This is a genomic window from Serratia sp. D1N4, from assembly GCF_054552755.1.
Window position 1 is genome coordinate 2,434,164 of the sequence record NZ_CM137274.1, and the last position, 17,948, is coordinate 2,452,111.

At 53.9% G+C, this 17,948-nt stretch carries 18 protein-coding genes; 12 read left to right on the plus strand and 6 right to left on the minus strand.

Features of this window, described 5'->3' with window-relative positions:
* The first annotated feature begins 26 nt into the window (after positions 1-26).
* The 4 genes from ACX1CU_RS10565 (at position 27) to ruvB (ending at position 3,109) form a co-directional block, all read left to right on the plus strand.
* Complete coding sequence (locus ACX1CU_RS10565; RefSeq protein ID WP_459402503.1) at positions 27-770, plus strand: YebC/PmpR family DNA-binding transcriptional regulator; 744 nt, start codon at positions 27-29, stop codon at positions 768-770.
* Positions 771-837: 67 nt separating this feature from the next.
* Positions 838-1,359 carry a crossover junction endodeoxyribonuclease RuvC gene (gene ruvC, locus ACX1CU_RS10570; RefSeq protein WP_459402504.1) on the plus strand — a complete coding sequence of 174 codons (522 nt, stop codon included), beginning with the start codon at positions 838-840 and terminating at the stop codon, positions 1,357-1,359.
* A gap of 113 nt (positions 1,360-1,472) precedes the next feature.
* Entirely contained in the window at positions 1,473-2,087 is a 615-nt protein-coding gene (ruvA, locus tag ACX1CU_RS10575; protein WP_459402505.1) for a Holliday junction branch migration protein RuvA, read from the plus strand.
* A 17-nt stretch (positions 2,088-2,104) separates the two neighbouring features.
* A complete protein-coding gene (gene ruvB / locus ACX1CU_RS10580; protein ID WP_459402506.1) occupies positions 2,105-3,109 on the plus strand; it encodes a Holliday junction branch migration DNA helicase RuvB in 1,005 nt (334 codons plus the stop codon).
* Between the two features lie 36 nt (positions 3,110-3,145).
* Here ruvB and znuB read toward each other — a convergent pair whose 3' ends face one another.
* Together znuB and znuC are read right to left on the minus strand one after the other, a co-directional pair.
* A complete protein-coding gene (gene znuB / locus ACX1CU_RS10585) occupies positions 3,146-3,931 on the minus strand; it encodes a zinc ABC transporter permease subunit ZnuB (protein ID WP_459402507.1) in 786 nt (261 codons plus the stop codon).
* Positions 3,928-4,686, minus strand: a complete 759-nt coding sequence (gene znuC / locus ACX1CU_RS10590) for a zinc ABC transporter ATP-binding protein ZnuC (RefSeq protein ID WP_459402508.1) — start codon at positions 4,684-4,686, stop codon at positions 3,928-3,930. Before znuC ends, znuB begins: the two co-directional genes overlap by 4 nt.
* A gap of 78 nt (positions 4,687-4,764) precedes the next feature.
* On the opposite strand from znuC, the gene znuA reads away from it, so the two are divergent.
* The 3 genes from znuA to lpxM all read left to right on the plus strand — a co-directional run bounded on the left by znuA (position 4,765) and on the right by lpxM (position 8,139).
* Positions 4,765-5,688 (plus strand): zinc ABC transporter substrate-binding protein ZnuA, encoded by a 924-nt coding sequence (gene znuA / locus ACX1CU_RS10595; protein WP_459402779.1) that lies wholly within the window; start codon positions 4,765-4,767, stop codon positions 5,686-5,688.
* A 21-nt stretch (positions 5,689-5,709) separates the two neighbouring features.
* The gene (mepM, locus tag ACX1CU_RS10600; protein ID WP_459402509.1) at positions 5,710-7,032 is read left to right on the plus strand and encodes a murein DD-endopeptidase MepM; all 1,323 of its coding nucleotides are present in this window, start codon (positions 5,710-5,712) and stop codon (positions 7,030-7,032) included.
* A gap of 138 nt (positions 7,033-7,170) precedes the next feature.
* A complete protein-coding gene (gene lpxM, locus ACX1CU_RS10605; RefSeq protein ID WP_459402510.1) occupies positions 7,171-8,139 on the plus strand; it encodes a lauroyl-Kdo(2)-lipid IV(A) myristoyltransferase in 969 nt (322 codons plus the stop codon).
* A 67-nt stretch (positions 8,140-8,206) separates the two neighbouring features.
* On the opposite strand, the gene ACX1CU_RS10610 is transcribed toward lpxM, so the two are convergent.
* From ACX1CU_RS10610 to ACX1CU_RS10620, 3 genes are all read right to left on the minus strand, one after another.
* Positions 8,207-9,097 carry a leucine-rich repeat domain-containing protein gene (locus ACX1CU_RS10610; protein ID WP_459402511.1) on the minus strand — a complete coding sequence of 297 codons (891 nt, stop codon included), beginning with the start codon at positions 9,095-9,097 and terminating at the stop codon, positions 8,207-8,209.
* 92 nt (positions 9,098-9,189) lie between these two features.
* A complete protein-coding gene (gene pyk / locus ACX1CU_RS10615; RefSeq protein WP_459402512.1) occupies positions 9,190-10,632 on the minus strand; it encodes a pyruvate kinase in 1,443 nt (480 codons plus the stop codon).
* A gap of 187 nt (positions 10,633-10,819) precedes the next feature.
* Positions 10,820-11,692 carry a MurR/RpiR family transcriptional regulator gene (locus tag ACX1CU_RS10620; RefSeq protein ID WP_459402513.1) on the minus strand — a complete coding sequence of 291 codons (873 nt, stop codon included), beginning with the start codon at positions 11,690-11,692 and terminating at the stop codon, positions 10,820-10,822.
* A gap of 352 nt (positions 11,693-12,044) precedes the next feature.
* Between ACX1CU_RS10620 and zwf the strand changes: the two genes are divergently transcribed.
* From zwf to mdtI, 4 genes are all read left to right on the plus strand, one after another.
* The gene (gene zwf, locus ACX1CU_RS10625) at positions 12,045-13,520 is read left to right on the plus strand and encodes a glucose-6-phosphate dehydrogenase (RefSeq protein ID WP_459402514.1); all 1,476 of its coding nucleotides are present in this window, start codon (positions 12,045-12,047) and stop codon (positions 13,518-13,520) included.
* 138 nt (positions 13,521-13,658) lie between these two features.
* Positions 13,659-14,300, plus strand: a complete 642-nt coding sequence (locus tag ACX1CU_RS10630) for a bifunctional 4-hydroxy-2-oxoglutarate aldolase/2-dehydro-3-deoxy-phosphogluconate aldolase (protein ID WP_459402515.1) — start codon at positions 13,659-13,661, stop codon at positions 14,298-14,300.
* 528 nt (positions 14,301-14,828) lie between these two features.
* Complete coding sequence (gene mdtJ / locus ACX1CU_RS10635) at positions 14,829-15,197, plus strand: multidrug/spermidine efflux SMR transporter subunit MdtJ (RefSeq protein ID WP_459402780.1); 369 nt, start codon at positions 14,829-14,831, stop codon at positions 15,195-15,197.
* A complete protein-coding gene (gene mdtI, locus ACX1CU_RS10640) occupies positions 15,184-15,513 on the plus strand; it encodes a multidrug/spermidine efflux SMR transporter subunit MdtI (RefSeq protein WP_459402516.1) in 330 nt (109 codons plus the stop codon). Before mdtJ ends, mdtI begins: the two co-directional genes overlap by 14 nt.
* 44 nt (positions 15,514-15,557) lie before the next feature.
* Here mdtI and ACX1CU_RS10645 read toward each other — a convergent pair whose 3' ends face one another.
* On the minus strand, positions 15,558-15,902 hold the full coding sequence (locus tag ACX1CU_RS10645; RefSeq protein WP_459402517.1) for a RidA family protein: 345 nt from the start codon (positions 15,900-15,902) through the stop codon (positions 15,558-15,560).
* 133 nt (positions 15,903-16,035) lie between these two features.
* On the opposite strand from ACX1CU_RS10645, the gene ACX1CU_RS10650 reads away from it, so the two are divergent.
* Entirely contained in the window at positions 16,036-17,940 is a 1,905-nt protein-coding gene (locus tag ACX1CU_RS10650; RefSeq protein ID WP_459402518.1) for an ATP-dependent DNA helicase, read from the plus strand.
* Positions 17,941-17,948 lie beyond the last annotated feature (8 nt).

The following is a 17,948-nucleotide window of genomic DNA, read 5'->3' on the forward strand; positions in this document are numbered from 1 at the left end:
CAGTCGTTATTTTTGGAGATATTTGTATGGCAGGTCATAGTAAATGGGCCAACACCAAACACCGCAAAGCAGCACAAGATTCCAAGCGCGGTAAGATTTTCACCAAGATCATTCGTGAGCTGGTTACCGCAGCCAAACTGGGCGGTGGCGATCCGGGGGCTAACCCGCGTCTGCGTGCGGCCGTCGATAAAGCGCTGTCCAACAACATGACGCGCGATACGCTGAACCGTGCGATTGCGCGTGGTGTGGGTGGTGATGATGATACCAATATGGAAACCATCATTTACGAAGGCTATGGCCCAGGCGGCACGGCGGTAATGATTGAATGCCTGAGTGATAACCGTAACCGTACCGTGGCAGAAGTGCGCCATGCTTTCACCAAGTGCGGTGGCAACCTCGGTACCGACGGTTCCGTTGCTTACCTGTTTACCAAAAAAGGCGTGATCACTTTCGCTCCGGGTCTGGATGAAGACACGGTGATGGAAGCGGCGCTGGAAGCGGGCGCAGAAGATATCGTCACCTATGACGACGGCGTGATTGACGTTTACACCGCTTGGGAAAACCTGGGCGAAGTGAAAGATGCGTTGACCGCGGCTGGTTTTACAGCGGAAGCGGCTGAAGTTTCTATGATCCCATCGACCAAGGCCGATATGGATGCAGAAACGGCACCTAAACTGCTGCGCCTGATCGACATGCTGGAAGATTGCGACGACGTGCAGGAGGTTTACCACAACGGTGAGATCTCCGACGAGATCGCCGCTACGCTGTAATGCAGGTGACTAATGGCGTTGCCTGCCGGCAGCGCCAGGCAAGATTAAACGCAGGGTGGTGGTAGCAATGGCGATCATACTGGGCATCGATCCCGGTTCGCGCGTTACCGGTTATGGCCTGATCCGCCAGCAGGGCCGTCAACTGACCTACGTTGCCAGCGGCTGTATCCGTACCGTGGTTGACGATATGCCGACGCGGTTAAAGCTGATTTATGCCGGTGTCAGCGAAATTATCACCCAGTTCCGTCCGGACTTCTTCGCCATCGAACAGGTGTTTATGGCCAAGAACCCGGATTCCGCGCTCAAGCTGGGGCAGGCGCGCGGCGTGGCGATTGTTGCCGCTGTGAACCAGAACCTGGAAGTGTTTGAGTATGCGGCGCGTCAGGTTAAGCAGACGGTGGTGGGCACCGGTGCGGCAGAAAAAGCACAGGTGCAGCATATGGTGCGCGCCTTGCTGAAGCTGCCTGCCAACCCGCAGGCCGATGCCGCCGATGCGTTGGCGATCGCCATTACCCACTGCCATCTCAGCCAGAACGTGCTGCGGATGAACGAAGGGCGGTTGGATCTGGCGCGTGGCCGGTTGAAATAATAGTGCTAAATGTGAGACTCGGGCTGGATATTCATCCAGCCTTTTTTATGGTATAAGCTTTACAGCATTGTGTGGCAGCCAGCCACCACTAAAGGATCCATTCAGGAGGGGTAATGATAGGTCGTCTCAGAGGAATTATTCTGGAAAAGCAGCCACCGTTGGTGTTACTGGAAGCCAATGGCGTCGGGTATGAAGTGCATATGCCGATGACCTGCTTTTACGAACTGCCGGAGCTGGGGCAACAGGCGATCGTGTTTACCCACTTTGTAGTGCGTGAAGATGCGCAATTGCTGTATGGGTTCAATGATAAACAAGAGCGTGCGCTGTTCCGCGAATTGATCAAAGTGAACGGCGTAGGGCCGAAACTGGCGTTGGCGATCCTCTCCGGCATGTCTGCGCAGCAGTTTGTCAGCGCGGTGGAACGTGAAGAGGTCACTACGCTGATCAAGTTGCCGGGCGTGGGCAAGAAAACCGCCGAGCGCCTGGTGGTAGAAATGAAAGACCGCTTTAAAGGGCTGAATGGCGATCTGTTCAACAACAGCAGCGAAATCAGCCTGCCAGCCACCGCAGCCAAAGCCGCGGAAATGGATGTTGAAGCAGAAGCGGCTTCGGCGCTGGTGGCTCTGGGCTACAAACCGCAGGAAGCCAGCCGTATGATCGGTAAAATCGCCAAGCCGGGCGCGGATTGCGAAACCTTGATCCGCGACGCGCTGCGTGCCGCACTTTAAGGCCAAAGGGGTAGACAATGATTGAAGCAGACCGCCTGATTTCTGCCGAGCCGTTCAACGAAGAAGAAGTGCTGGATCGTGCGATCCGCCCCAAGTTGCTGACAGAGTACGTCGGCCAACCGCATGTGCGCGAGCAGATGGAAATCTTTATTCAGGCGGCAAAACAGCGCGGCGATGCCTTGGATCATCTGCTGATCTTCGGCCCGCCGGGGCTGGGTAAAACCACGCTGGCCAATATTGTCGCTAACGAAATGGGCGTCAACTTGCGCACCACCTCCGGCCCGGTGTTGGAAAAAGCCGGCGATCTGGCGGCGATGCTGACTAACCTTGAACCGCACGACGTGCTGTTTATCGATGAAATCCACCGCCTTTCACCGGTGGTGGAAGAAGTGCTGTATCCGGCGATGGAAGATTACCAACTGGATATCATGATCGGCGAAGGCCCGGCGGCGCGCTCGATCAAGCTCGATCTGCCACCGTTCACCCTGGTTGGTGCCACTACTCGTGCGGGCTCGCTGACCTCGCCGTTGCGCGATCGTTTCGGTATCGTGCAGCGCCTGGAGTTTTATCAGGTGGCCGATCTCGAGCATATCGTATCGCGCAGTGCCAACTGCCTTGGGCTGGATCTGTCTGCGGATGGCTCGCATGAAATTGCGCGCCGTGCACGGGGTACCCCGCGTATAGCCAACCGCTTGCTACGCCGAGTGCGCGACTTCGCCGAGGTGCGGGCCGACGGGATCATTAACGGCACAGTGGCGATGCAGGCGTTGGATATGCTGAACGTCGATGCTGAAGGTTTTGACTATATGGACCGTAAGCTGTTGCTGGCGATTATCGACAAGTTCAGCGGTGGCCCGGTGGGGTTGGATAACCTGGCGGCGGCGATTGGTGAAGAGCGTGAAACGATCGAAGATGTGATCGAACCCTTCCTGATTCAGCAGGGTTTTATTCAGCGCACGCCGCGTGGCCGCATGGCGACTAACCATGCGTATAGGCATTTTGGCATCACGCGGGAAGAGTAAGAATCAAGGGCGCAATAATGCGCCCAGATATCGATCTTATGCCTGCTGCTTTTTCGACAGGCTCAGCACAAACAGCACCGCAGCACTGAGCACTACCGAGGGCCCGGCCGGTGTATCGTAAAATGCCGAGAACGTCAGGCCGCCGGTGACCGCAATAATCCCCACCAACACGGCGTAACCGGCCATCTGCTCTGGCGTGCGGGCAAAACGGCGTGCGGTGGCGGCCGGGATGATCAACAGCGAAGTAATGATCAGCGCGCCGACAAACTTCATCGCCAAACCAATAGTCAACGCGGTCACCAGCATCAGAATGGTGCGCGCACGCGCCAGATTAACGCCGTCAACATGGGCCATTTCTGGGCTAATGGTCATCGACAACAGATCGCGCCATTGCCACCAGAGCACCAGCAGCACAATCACCACACCAGTGCCAATCAGCCAGATATCACTTAGGGTTACCGACAGCAGATCTCCAAACAGGTAAGCCATCAGATCAACGCGCACGTTTGACATCAGCGCCACCACCACTAGGCCAAGCGACAGCGCACTGTGCGCCATAATGCCGAGCAGGGTATCGATTGAAAGCTGCGGGCGGCGTTCCAGCCAGACCAACACCAGTGCCAGCAGCAGCGTGACGGCAATGACCGCATAGAACGGGTTGACGTCTAATAACAGACCGAAGGCCACGCCAAGCAGCGAAGCATGCGCCAAGGTATCGCCAAAGTAAGACATCCTGCGCCAGACCACAAAAGATCCTAATGGGCCCGCAGCGACGGCCAATAGCGCTCCGGCCAGCCAGCCGGGCAATAACAGTTCAATCATGCCTCACGGCCCCCGGATTTTTTCAGCACAATTCTGCCTTGCAGGTCGTGACGGTGATTATGGTGATGGCGATAAATCGCCAGTTGTTCGGCACCGCGGTTGCCGAACATGGCAATAAACTCCGGGTGCATGGTGACTACTTCTGGCGTACCGGAGCAACAGATGTGCTGGTTCAGGCAAAGTACCTCGTCGGTTTTTGCCATCACCAGGTGCAGATCATGGGACACCATCAGCACGGCGCAACCAAATTCCTGGCGCAGTTGGTCGATCAGATCGTACAGCGCCAGTTGACCATTGACGTCAACCCCCTGAGTCGGTTCATCCAACACCAGGAGTTGTGGCTTGTTCAATAGCGCACGCGCCAGCAATACGCGCTGGTTCTCACCACCGGACAGCTTTTGCATCGGCTGATCCAGCAGATGAGCAGCATGGACGCGTTTCAGCGCTGGCAGAATATCGGCCTTCTTCACGCCGGGCTTGAGGCGCATAAAGCGGCTGACGGTCAAGGGCAGCGTGGCATCAAGGTGCAGCTTCTGCGGCACATAGCCGATACGCAGGTTGGGCTGGCACTCAAGAGTGCCCTCTGTGGGCGCGATCAGACCAAGCACCACGCGCACCAACGTAGATTTGCCCGCGCCATTGGGGCCAAGCAGCGTCAGAATACGGCCCGGTTGCAGGCTGAGTGAGATATTCGTCAGAACCCGTCGGGTACCGAATGTAACAGAAATGTTTTTTAGCGTTGTCAGTGTAGACATGTTGTGATTACATTTTGCAGAACTAACCGAATGTTATAATATCACGTTCCTAGGTTGAAAACGACGGGATAACTCATGATGATTCAGAAAAATAAATGGTTACAGCGCGCACTGCTTGCCAGCGCACTGATGGTGGCAGGTCAGGCAACGGCGGCGGTAGTGACTTCGATTCGCCCATTGGGTTTTATCGCCTCAGCCATTGCTGATGGGGTAACGCCAACGGAAGTGTTGTTGCCCGATGGTGCATCTCCCCATGACTTCGCCCTGCGCCCGTCGGATATTCAACGCCTGCGAGATGCCGAACTGGTGGTGTGGGTCGGCCCGGATATGGAAGCATTTCTGACTAAATCATTGACGCAGGTTGCTGCCAATAAGCAGCTGTCGATCAGTGAACTGGCCAGCGTGCAACCGCTATTGATGAAAGGCGACGACGACGATCACGAGCATGAGCATGAAGCGAATGAAAGTGGCCATGACCATCATCATGGCGAATATAACATGCATCTCTGGCTGTCGCCGGAAGTGGCGAAAGTGACTGCGATCGCGATTCACGACAGATTATTGGAACTTATGCCGCAAAAGAAGGACAAATTAGACGCAAACCTGCGCCAGTTCGAGGATCAGCTAGCGCAAACCGACAAAAATCTTGTTAAGATGCTTACGCCTGTGCAAGGTAGGGGATATTTTGTTTTTCATGATGCTTACGGCTACTTTGAAAAACACTTCGGCTTGAGCCCATTGGGCCATTTTACCGTCAACCCCGAGATTCAGCCTGGAGCGCAGCGCTTACATCAAATTCGAACACAGTTGGTTGAGCAGAAAGCAGTCTGTGTTTTTGCTGAACCACAATTCAGGCCGGCCGTAATCAATGCCGTTGCCAAGGGTACCAAGGTGCGTTCTGGAACGCTGGACCCGTTAGGCACCGGCATCGCACTGGGGAAAGACAGCTACGGGAATTTCCTGACAGCGCTGTCTAACCAGTACGTGAGCTGCCTGAAGTAAAGATCATGAGGATATTATTGAGTGCAGAAGATAGTCCGAACTATCGCTCTGGCGTATAACAACCTGCCTCGGCCCCACCGCGTTATGCTGGGGTCGTTGACCGTTGTCACCTTGGCCGTCGCCGTTTGGCGGCCTTCGGTTTATCACCCAGAACATACCCCAATCGTTAAAAATGTTGAGTTAGAGTCCAATCAGGTACGCTCTCTGGCACCAGAGGCCAGTGAACCGATGGATGTTGAACAGCCAACCCCCGATGATGACATCCCGCAGGATGAGCTGGACCAGAAGGTCGCCGGTGAGGAAGGTGTGCATGAGTATGTGGTTTCAACAGGCGATACGCTGGGCAGCATTCTGACTCAGTACGGCGTCGAAATGTCGGATGTGTCGCTGCTCTCTTCGCAAAACCGCGATCTGCGTAACCTGAAGATTGGTCAGCAACTGTCATGGACATTGAATGATAATGGCGATCTGCAACGTCTGACCTGGGAAGTTTCGCGCCGTGAGACGCGCACCTACGAACGCGTGGGTAACAACTTCAAAGAATCTCAGGAAACCCAAAAGGGTGAATGGCGTAACAGCGTGCTGAGCGGCGAGTTGAACGGTAGCTTTGTCAGCAGCGCTTCTGCTGCTGGCCTTAACCGTGCGGAAATCAATGCGGTGACCAAAGCACTGCAATGGCAACTCGATTTCCGCAAGCTGCGCAAGGGCGATCAATTCGCCGTCTTGATGTCGCGCGAAGAGTTTGACGGCAAGAGCGAACAAAGCCAACTGCTGGGTGTGCGTATGCGCAGCGGTGGCAAAGATTACTATGCGATCCGCGCTGACGACGGCAAGTTTTACGATCGTCAGGGTTCCGGTCTGGCGCGTGGCTTTATGCGTTTCCCAACCATGAAACAGTTCCGCATTTCTTCCAACTTCAATCCGCGCCGCTTGAATCCGGTCACCGGGCGTGTGGCACCGCATAGAGGGGTCGATTTCTCGATGCCGGTCGGTACTCCGGTGTTGGCCGTAGGCGACGGTGAAGTGGTGGCTGCCAAGTACGGTAGCGATACCGGTAACTATGTTGCTATCCGCCATGGTCGCCAATACACCACCCGCTATATGCACCTCAAGAAGGGGCTGGTTAAGCCAGGGCAAAAAGTTAAGCGTGGCGATCGCATTGGGCTTTCCGGTAACACCGGTCGTTCCACTGGCCCGCACTTACACTATGAACTGTGGACTAACCAGCAGGCGGTGAACCCGGTGACGGCCAAACTGCCGCGCTCTGAAGGTTTAAGTGGCAAGGATCGCAGCGATTATCTGGCACAAGTGAAAGAAGTGGTGCCACAGTTGCAACTGGATTAACACTTTCAGCCACGTTTGATCATACATCGGCCTGATTTCGGGCCGATGTTTTTTATATTGGCGCCTGTTCGGTGTAAATTACCCAATTGCCTTCTGCAATAATGGTTATGCCTAACGCGTTAAGTGAAGAGTTAGTACATGCAAAACGAAAAAAAATCGAACGTAGAGTTTATTCCACAATTCCAGAAAGCTTTCTTCCACCCGCGTTATTGGGGAGTATGGTTGGGAACCGGATTGATGGCGGGGGTTTCTCTGATCCCGGCGCGCATGCGCGATCCGGTGTTGGGCGCTATCGGTAAACTGGCGGGGAAAGTGGCCAAAGGGGCTCGCCGCCGCGCGCGCATCAACCTGCTTTATTGCCTGCCTGAGGTGCCGGAAAACCAGCGCGAACACATTATTGATGAAATGTTTGCCACCGCCCCGCAGTCAATGATCCTGATGGCTGAACTGGCCTGCACCAATCCGGAAAAAGTGCTTAAGCGCGTGCGTTGGCACGGTGAAGAAGTGCTGGATAAAATTCGTCAGGAAGGCCGTAACGTGATCTTCCTGGTGCCGCACGGTTGGGCGGTGGATGTGCCTGCCATGCTGATGGCTGCGCGTGGTCAGCCGATGGCCGCCATGTTCCATAATCAGAGCAATCCGTTGGTGGATTATCTGTGGAATACCGTGCGCCGCAAATTTGGTGGTCGCATGCATGCGCGTAATGACGGTATCAAGCCCTTTATCAGCTCGGTGCGTCAAGGGTATTGGGGCTACTATCTGCCGGATCAGGACCACGGTGCTGAGCACAGTGAATTTGTCGACTTCTTCGCCACCTATAAAGCCACGCTGCCAGCAGTGGGTCGTTTGATGAAGGTGTGTCGTGCGGCGATTGTGCCGCTGTTCCCGGTGTATGACGGTAAAACCAGCATGCTGGATATCTATATTCGGGAACCGATGGACGACTTGGCAGAAGCGGACGATAACCGTATTGCCCGCCGCATGAATGAAGAGGTTGAGAACCTGGTTGGCCCGAATCCGGAGCAATACACCTGGATCCTGAAATTGCTGAAAACGCGCAAAGAAGGGGAGATTGAACCTTACTCGCGCGACGATTTGTATCGTTAAGTGTCAGCCTGGTTTTATTTGCCGAAAGCCGAATGGGAGTTACCGTTCGGCTTTTTTGTTACGGCAATTACAAATGAACCATACAGCCTTGCTGAATCAGAGGATCGATCACCTGAGGGTAGTGGCTAAAGTCATTCCAGCGTAAATCCAGCCGACGCAGATTTTTCATTTGCGCCATGCTTGATGGCAACTCGCTCAAGTGGTTAGCGCGCAGATCCAATGATACCAGCGAATCCAAAGCACCGAAGTCATCAGGCAGCTGTGCCAGCTTGTTGAAGCGCAGATTCAGCGTGGTCAGGCTAGGCAACTGGCAAAAGGCATCCGGCAAGCACGAAACGGCATTGTTTTCCAGATCGAGCACCATAAGTTTGCTGAGTTGAGCGATTTCGGCGGGCAGTGTTTCGATACGGTTCTTCATCAGATGTAATTCACGCAGTTGGCGCAACATGCCGATCTCGGCCGGAATGGTAGAAATTTGATTGTTGTAAAGGCGAAGTTCCTGCAAGGCGTTCAGTGAGAATACGGCGGCCGGTATCATCGCCAGTTGATTATCGGTCAGATTCAGATAGCGCAGTGCTTGCAACTGCCGCACTGAATCAGGCAAATCGCTGAACCTATTATCGCTCAGATACAGATAGTTTAATTCACATAGCGCCCCTATCTCAGCAGGAACTAACCGCGCCTGATTATGGCCGAAATCAAACATTTTCAATTGAGTTAATAGCCCGATCTCCGCTGGCAGTTGGGTGATTTTATTACAGGAAATATTCAGCACCTGCAGATGGCGATGGTGGAAGATCTGCTCTGGAAAAGTGGTCAGGCAATTATTATACAGGCTGATTTTTTGCAGAGCGGTTCCTGAGAGGCTCTCATCATTGAGCTTTTCCAACCGCTGACCATCCAGATCCAGCACTTCAGGGTTTTCTGGCAGTGGTTGCGGATGATGTTGATGCAGCATGAAAGAACTCCGAAGGTTGTAGGATAGTTGGCGAGCAAGAAAACAAAAGGCCAGTCAGAGCTAACTGACTGGCCTTGAAGCATTTGGCGTAATTATTCTACGCGCAGGATGCGGGTGGTATTGGTGGTGCCAACGGTACTCATGACGTCACCTTGGGTAACGAGCACCAGATCGCCGGACACCAGGAAGCCTTTGTCACGTAAGCGAGTGATCGCGTCGTTAGCGGCGGCTACGCCATCACTGTGGCTGCCGAAATACACTGGCGTAACGCCACGGTACAGAGCGGTCAGGTTCAGCGTGTGTTCATGGCGTGACATGGCGAAGATCGGCAGGCCGGAGCTGATACGTGACATCATCAGCGCGGTGCGGCCAGATTCGGTCATGGCGATGATGGCGGTAACCCCTTTCAGGTGGTTAGCCGCATACATGGTCGACATGGCAATGGCTTCTTCGACGTTGTCGAACTGCACATCCAGACGGTGCTTGGAAACGTTGATGCTTGGGATTTTTTCAGCACCCAGGCAGACACGCGCCATCGCGGCGACGGTTTCGGCAGGATACTGGCCAGCCGCGGTTTCGGCAGACAGCATCACCGCATCGGTACCATCCAGCACGGCGTTTGCCACGTCCATGACTTCGGCACGGGTTGGCATCGGGTTGGTGATCATCGACTCCATCATCTGGGTCGCGGTGATCACGGCGCGATTCAGCGTACGGGCACGGCGGATCAGTTTCTTCTGGATACCGACCAGTTCCGGATCGCCGATTTCCACCCCTAAATCACCACGTGCAACCATCACCACGTCGGAAGCCAAAATGATATCGTCCATGGCTTCGTCACTGGCCACCGCTTCGGCACGTTCGACTTTCGAAACGATTTTGGCGTTACAGCCTGCATCGCGCGCCAGGCGGCGAGCGTAGTTCAGGTCTTCGCCGGTGCGAGGGAAGGATACAGCCAGATAGTCGACGCCAATTTTGGCGGCGGTAATAATATCGGCCTTGTCTTTCTCGGTCAGGGCTTCAGCAGATAGGCCACCGCCCAGTTTGTTGATGCCTTTATTGTTCGACAGTGGGCCACCGACGGTGACTTCGGTGAACACTTTCATGCCCTGAACTTCGAGGATCTTCAGCTGTACGCGGCCATCATCCAGCAGCAGGATATCGCCCGGCACCACATCGGCAGGCAGGCCTTTATAGTCGATACCGACTTTTTCTTTATCACCTTCGCCTAGCGACAGGTTGGCATCAAGCAGGAATTTGTCCCCGACGTTAAGGAAGATTTTGCCTTCCTTAAAGGTGGAAACACGAATTTTTGGCCCTTGAAGATCGCCTAAAATAGCGACATGACGCCCCAATTTAGCAGCAATCTCGCGCACTTTATTCGCACGAGCCTGGTGGTCTTCTGCGCTGCCATGGGAAAAGTTAAGCCGAACTACGTTCGCACCGGCGGCAATGATCTTTTCCAGATTATTGTCGCGGTCGGTAGCCGGACCCAGTGTGGTAACGATTTTGGTTCTTCTGAGCCGTCTGGACATGTATTACTCCGTTGACTGGTAAAGCAAATATTGGCGTTGCTAAACGTTAGGATAACGAAACTGGATGAGAACAGCTACTTTAGCGGGCAGATGTTTCACACAGGCTATCCTTATGAGTGTAAAAACACGGTACAACTTTAAATTCCGCCGTTTAAATCATTGCTCTGAACAGCGGTTTTCAAATCCGTTATGAATCAAAATTGTTGGGAATGACGACGTCCTTATCAAAGCGCGATTCTTTTAATGCTTCCTTGACCCGCTTCAAGTTATCTCTGAATTTAGCCCCGCGGCGCAAGGTAAATCCGGTTGCCAGCACGTCGATGAGCGTTAACTGAGCAATCCGCGACACCATTGGCATATAAACATCGGTATCTTCCGGCACATCGAGCAGCAGGGGGAGGGTGGCTTCTTTGGCCAGTGGGGTATCGCGTGAAGTGATAGCGATGACCGTGGCGTCGTTTTCACGCGCCAGATGCGCCATTTCCACCAGATTTTTGGTGCGTCCGGTATGGGAGATCAGCACCACCACGTCGCCTTCCGTCGAGTTCATGCAGCTCATGCGCTGCATCACGATGTCGTCGAAATACACCACCGGGATATTGAAGCGGAAAAACTTGTTCATTGCGTCATGCGCGACGGCGGCCGATGCGCCCAAACCGAAGAAAGAGATTTTTTTTGCCTGGGTCAGCAGATCAACCGCACGATTAATCGCGGCAATGTCGAGATTTGCCTTTACTGTATCCAGGCTGGCCATTACGGATTCAAAGATTTTATTGGTGTAGGCATCGACGCTGTCATTTTCTTCCACGTTACGGTTTACGTAGGGCGTGCCATTGGCCAAGCTTTGTGCCAGATGCAGTTTAAAATCCGGGAACCCTTTGGTATCAAGACGGCGACAAAAACGGTTAACGGTAGGTTCGCTGACATCGGCCATTTTGGCCAGCCGGGCGATGCTTGAGTGAATGGCGGTTTGTGGGGAGGCTAGGATCACCTCGGCGACTTTCCTTTCAGATTTGCTCAGGATTTCCAGATGGCTCTGGATTTTTTCCAGCGTATTCATATAACGAGAGTCACTCATAGGGTTTGTCGATTTCATTCAAAGGAGAAATCAATGTCAGTTTGGTGAAAATATACTACGTGCCGGTAAGCGTTGGCAGTGTCGACCAGGGATAAGCTGGTTTTTTTCATCAGAACATGACCTGTGTCTAACTTTCATAATGGTAAAAGATCGTCAAAAAAGACAGAAAATTACAGTTTCTCCTGTTGCCAGCGGCCTTCGCGCTATGCCAGGGTTAACACCGCAGTTTATGGGGCTTTTTTTCTGCTTTTGATCTGGGTTTACTGGCCGTAGTCAAAGAGAGTACATTAGTAATGTAAGAAAATTACAAATATCCTGCAACGAGGAGATGAACATGGCGGTAACCTCTACAGCCCAGGCATGCGACCTGGTTATTTTCGGCGCGAAAGGCGATTTGGCGCGTCGTAAACTGCTGCCTTCCCTGTATCAATTAGAGAAAGCCGGTCACATCCACCCGGATACCCGTATTATCGGTGTCGGCCGTGCCGAGTGGGATAAAGAAGCTTATACCAAGGTGGTCAAGGAAGCGCTTGGCACCTTTATGAAAGAAGAATTGAACGATGAGCTGTGGGCCACGCTGAGCGCTCGCCTGGATTTTTGCAATCTGGACGTCAATGACAGCAAACATTTCGCCAACTTGGGCAAAATGCTGGACCAGAAACATCGCACCACCATTAACTATTTTGCCATGCCGCCAAGCACCTTTGGTGCCATCTGCAAAGGGCTGGGCGAAGCCAAGCTGAACAAAGAGCCTGCGCGCGTGGTGATGGAAAAACCGCTGGGTACCGATCTGGCCTCTTCCAGGGTGATCAACGATCAGGTAGCGGAATATTTTAACGAATGTCAGGTCTACCGTATCGACCATTATCTGGGTAAAGAAACGGTACTGAACCTGTTGGCGCTGCGTTTTGCCAACTCCCTGTTTGCGTCAAACTGGGATAACCGTACCATCGATCACGTGCAGATCACGGTGGCAGAAGAGGTGGGGATTGAAGGGCGCTGGGGCTATTTCGATCAGGCCGGGCAGATGCGCGACATGATCCAGAACCACCTGCTACAGATCCTGACCATGATCGCCATGTCACCGCCGGCAGATTTGACTACTGACCGCATTCGTGACGAGAAAGTGAAAGTGCTGCGCTCGCTGCGCCGTATCAATCAGACCAATGTGCGTGAAACTACCGTGCGCGGTCAGTACACGGCCGGTTTTGTGCAGGGCAAAAAAGTGCCGGGCTATCTGGAAGAGGAAGGCGCCAACAAGAGCAGCAACACCGAAACCTTCGTTTCTATCCGTGTGGATATCGACAACTGGCAATGGGCCGGTGTGCCGTTCTATCTGCGTACCGGTAAGCGTTTGCCAACCAAATGCTCGGAAGTGGTGGTGTATTTCAAGAACCCGCCGCTGAACCTGTTCCGTGATTCGTACCAGCAGTTGCCGCAGAACAAACTGACCATCCGCCTGCAACCGGATGAAGGGATCGAAATTCAGGTGCTGAATAAAGTACCGGGTCTGGATCACAAACACCGCCTGCAAACCACCAAGCTGGATCTGAGCTTCTCAGAAACCTTCAACCAGGAACACGTGGCGGATGCCTACGAGCGCCTGCTGCTGGAAACCATGCGCGGTATCCAGGCGCTGTTCGTGCGCCGCGATGAGGTGGAAGAGGCCTGGAAATGGGTGGATTCCATCATGGATGCGTGGAAAGCGGACAACGAAGCTCCTAAACCTTATCAGTCCGGTACCTGGGGCCCGGTGGCCTCCGTGGCGATGATCACCCGCGACGGCCGTTCCTGGAACGAGTTCGAGTAAAGTCTTTGCCGGCAGCGGGTCTGCCGGTTTTTTTACCCGCTTCAGGCGGGCTAGCGGTACGGTCGGAATCCGCAGTGATGCGGAGCCCTGTGGCAGGGGCGTGCCATACACAAACCGAAAGTAGTGGAGATAACGACGATGAAAAACTGGAAAACCAGCGCAGAACAGATCCTGACGGCAGGCCCAGTCGTTCCGGTTATTGTGATCAACAAACTGGAACATGCGGTGCCGCTGGCTAAAGCGCTGGTTGCGGGTGGCGTGCGCGTACTGGAAGTGACGCTGCGTACCGCCTGCGCAATGGAGGCAATCCGTGCGATCGCCAAAGAAGTCCCGGACGCCATTATCGGTGCGGGAACGGTGATTAACACACAGCAGTTGCACGAAGTAACCGAAGCCGGTGCGCAGTTTGCTATCAGCCCAGGCTTGACCGAGAGCCTGCTGAAGGCCGCGACCGCAGGCACTATTCCGTTGATCCCAGGCATCAGCACGGTTTCTGAACTGATGCTGGGTATGGATCACGGCCTGCGCGAGTTCAAGTTCTTCCCGGCAGAAGCCAATGGCGGCGTTAAAGCGTTGCAGGCGATCGGCGGCCCATTCCCGCAGATCCGTTTCTGCCCGACCGGTGGGATCACCCCAAACAACTACCGTGACTACCTGGCACTGAAGAGCGTGCTGTGCATCGGTGGTTCCTGGTTGGTGCCAGCCGATGCGCTGGAAAAAGGTGACTACGCTCGCATTACCGAATTGGCGCGTGAAGCCGTCAAAGGTGCTAGCGCCTAAGCGCGTTTTTCAGGCTGCTAACCTCTGCAAAGCTCGGTGTCATACCGGGCTTTTTTAATTTTTAAAAACATTAACATTCTTATTTTTAAACCGTTTTTCACTGCATTTTGTGAAAACGGCGGTTTGCTTTATCATTTTTGCTGTGGTAAAACTAAGGTAGTTGAAAATATTACATTCATGAGGATATTGGGCAAATCGCACGGTGTGCGGCTGAAGATAGAGAATAATTATGATGAAACTTAATGGAATCACCCTCAGAACTTCTCCTTGCCAGCTTTTCCTTTCTGCCATCCTTGCCAGTGAGCATCACTGGTGCAGCGAGCTATAGCGTCTTTCTCCCTTAACCGGTGCTGATGACAGGTTTTACTCCTGCTCATTTGGCGTAACCGGGCCAATGTTCTTACAGCATTCGGGTAGGTTTATCCCCAGGGATCTCTGCATCTCAAGCGCCGCTGTGCGCCTGTTTGACGAGATAAATCGGGATAAATACGCCTTAGCGTGCGTTATTCGCCGTTTGGGAGAAAAATGATGATTTATTGGATATTTTTAGGCTTTGCCATCGTTGCTGAAATTATCGGTACCCTGTCCATGAAGTACGCCAGCGTCAGCGGAGGTATGACCGGGCATATCGTGATGTATGTGATGATTACCGGTTCCTATGTGATGCTGTCGTTAGCGGTAAAACGCGTGGCGCTGGGCGTGGCTTATGCGTTGTGGGAAGGGATCGGCATTCTGTTTATTACCCTGTTCAGCGTGATGCTGTTTGATGAACCGATTTCTGCGCTGAAAGTGCTGGGGTTAGTGACATTGATAGCCGGGATCCTGCTGGTGAAATCTGGCACCCGCAAAGCACGAAAACAGGTCAGCCCTCGAGGTGACAACCATGCAACAGCTTGAATGGTATCACATAGGGTTCCTGGCATTGGCCATCGTGCTTGAGATTATCGCTAACATCTTTCTGAAAATGTCAGACGGTTTCAGTAAAGTCTGGCTGGGGCTGTTATCACTGCTGACAGTACTAGGGGCGTTCAGTGCGCTGGCGCAGGCGGTTAAGGGGATCGATCTGTCGGTGGCCTATGCGCTGTGGGGTGGTTTCGGTATCGCCGCCACGATCGCCGCAGGCTGGATCCTGTTCGGGCAGCGGTTAAATACTAAGGGCTGGATTGGCCTAGCGTTGCTGCTGGTAGGTATGGTGATTATCAAACTGGCCTGAAGTCAAAAACAGAAAACCGCAGGTTTGTCGCCTGCGGTTTTCTTTTACAGTGCTGCGATAATCTTGATTTCGACTTTGAATTTCGGATTCATCAGCTTGGCCTGCACGGTGCAGCGCACCGGTGCGCTGCCAGCAACCACCCAGGCATCCCAGGCGGCATTCATGGCGGCAAAGTCATCGCCGTCAGCCAGGAAGATGGTCGCATCTAATACCCGGCTTTTGTCCGACCCCACGCGAGTCAGCAAAATATCAATAGCGGCCAGCGCGTTGGCGGTTTGCGCCATGGCATCCTCATCAAGGTTTTCCGGTACGCTGGTGTAATAAATGGTGTCATTGTGGATCACGGCTTCAGACCAGCGCTGCGCTGGATCAATACGTTCGATATTCATTCAATTATCTCCCTATCATCAACCGCATAAGGGTAACATAGCCATCGCAGGATGTGTGCTGCAATAAAGTCGATGGTAGCGACGTAGCTGGCTTGGCATAATCACCGCTGAATAATACCAACTGAGAGATAGCGTGGCAGACGATTTCGCACCAGAAGGCGCATTGGCGCAGGCAATTAAAGGTTTCAAACCCCGTGAACCGCAGCGTTTGATGGCCGAAGCGGTGACAGAAGCGATCAATTTCAAACAAGAACTGGTGGTGGAAGCGGGCACCGGTACCGGCAAAACCTATGCCTATCTGGCTCCGGCGCTGCGCTCCAAACGCAAGGTGATTATTTCCACCGGCTCCAAGGCCTTGCAGGATCAGCTCTATGCGCGCGATCTTCCTACCGTTGCCAAGGCATTAAAATATAAAGGCAAGTTGGCGCTGCTGAAAGGGCGCTCCAACTACCTGTGCCTGGAACGGCTCGAACAGCAGTCGATGGCCGGTGGTGAGTTGGCGGGGCAAACGCTGGTGGATCTGGTGCGTTTGCGCAGTTGGTCGTCACAAACGGAAGAAGGAGACATCAGCTCCTGTAGCGACGTGGCGGAAGACAGTTTCGTCTGGCCCTTGGTGACCAGCACCAACGACAACTGCCTGGGCAGCGATTGCCCGCTGTATAAAGAGTGCTTCGTGGTCAAGGCGCGCCGCCGTGCGATGGATGCCGATGTCGTGGTGGTGAACCACCATCTGTTTTTGGCAGATATGGTGGTCAAAGAGGGCGGTTTTGCCGAACTGATCCCGGAAGCGGACGTGATGATTTTCGACGAAGCGCATCAGATCCCGGATATCGCCAGCCAGTATTTCGGCAAGCAACTCACCAGCCGCCAACTGCTGGACTTGGCGAAAGATATCACCATCGCTTACCGTACCGAAGTGCGTGACACGGCGCAGTTGCAAAAAAGTGCCGATCGTCTCAGCCAAAGCACCCAGGATTTTCGTCTGGCGCTGGGGGAACCGGGTTTTCGCGGCAATCTGCGCGAAGTGCTGGCACAACCGAACGTTCAGCGTGCGCTGGTATTGCTCGATGACGCATTGGAACTCTGTTACGACGTGGTCAAACTTTCCCTAGGTCGTTCGGCGTTGCTGGATGCCGCGTTTGAGCGGGCGACGCAGTATCGTGCCCGTCTCAAGCGGCTGAAAGAGGTCAACGAACCAGGATTCAGCTACTGGTATGAATGTAATTCGCGCCATTTTGTGTTGGCGCTGACCCCGCTGACGGTGGCCGAACGTTTTCGTGAAATGCTCGACGATAAGCCGGGCAGTTGGATCTTTACCTCGGCAACGCTGTCGGTTAACGAGCAGATGGGCCATTTCACCGAGCGTCTGGGGTTGAATAAAGCCAAGACGCTGCTGCTAGCCAGCCCGTTTGACTATGCTAATCAGGCGTTGCTGTGCGTGCCGCGTTTCCTGCCTTCGCCCAATCAGCCCGGCGGTGCGCGCCAATTGGCGCGTATGCTGCGGCCTTTGATTGAAGCCAATCAGGGGCGCTGTTTCTTCCTTTGTACCTCACACCAGATGATGCGCGAACTGGCAGAGGAATTCCGTGCCACGCTGACGCTGCCGGTGCTGCTGCAAGGGGAAACCAGTAAGGGCCAGCTGTTGGCGCAGTTTGTTGAAGCGGGCAATGCGCTATTGGTGGCCACCAGCAGCTTCTGGGAAGGGGTGGACGTACGGGGTGATGCGCTTTCCTGTGTGATCATCGATAAACTGCCGTTTACCTCGCCTGACGATCCGCTGCTGAAAGCGCGCATTGAGGATTGCCGCCTGCGCGGTGGCGATCCGTTCAACGATGTGCAGCTACCGGATGCCGTGATTACCCTGAAACAGGGCGTTGGCCGCTTGATTCGCGATACCGACGATCGTGGCGTGCTGGTGATTTGTGACAACCGTTTGGTGATGCGACCCTATGGTGAGGTGTTCCTTAACAGCCTGCCGCCAACACCGCGTACCCGCGATCTGGCACTGGCAATCGCCTTTCTCAAGGCTGAACGCTAGCGGATAGG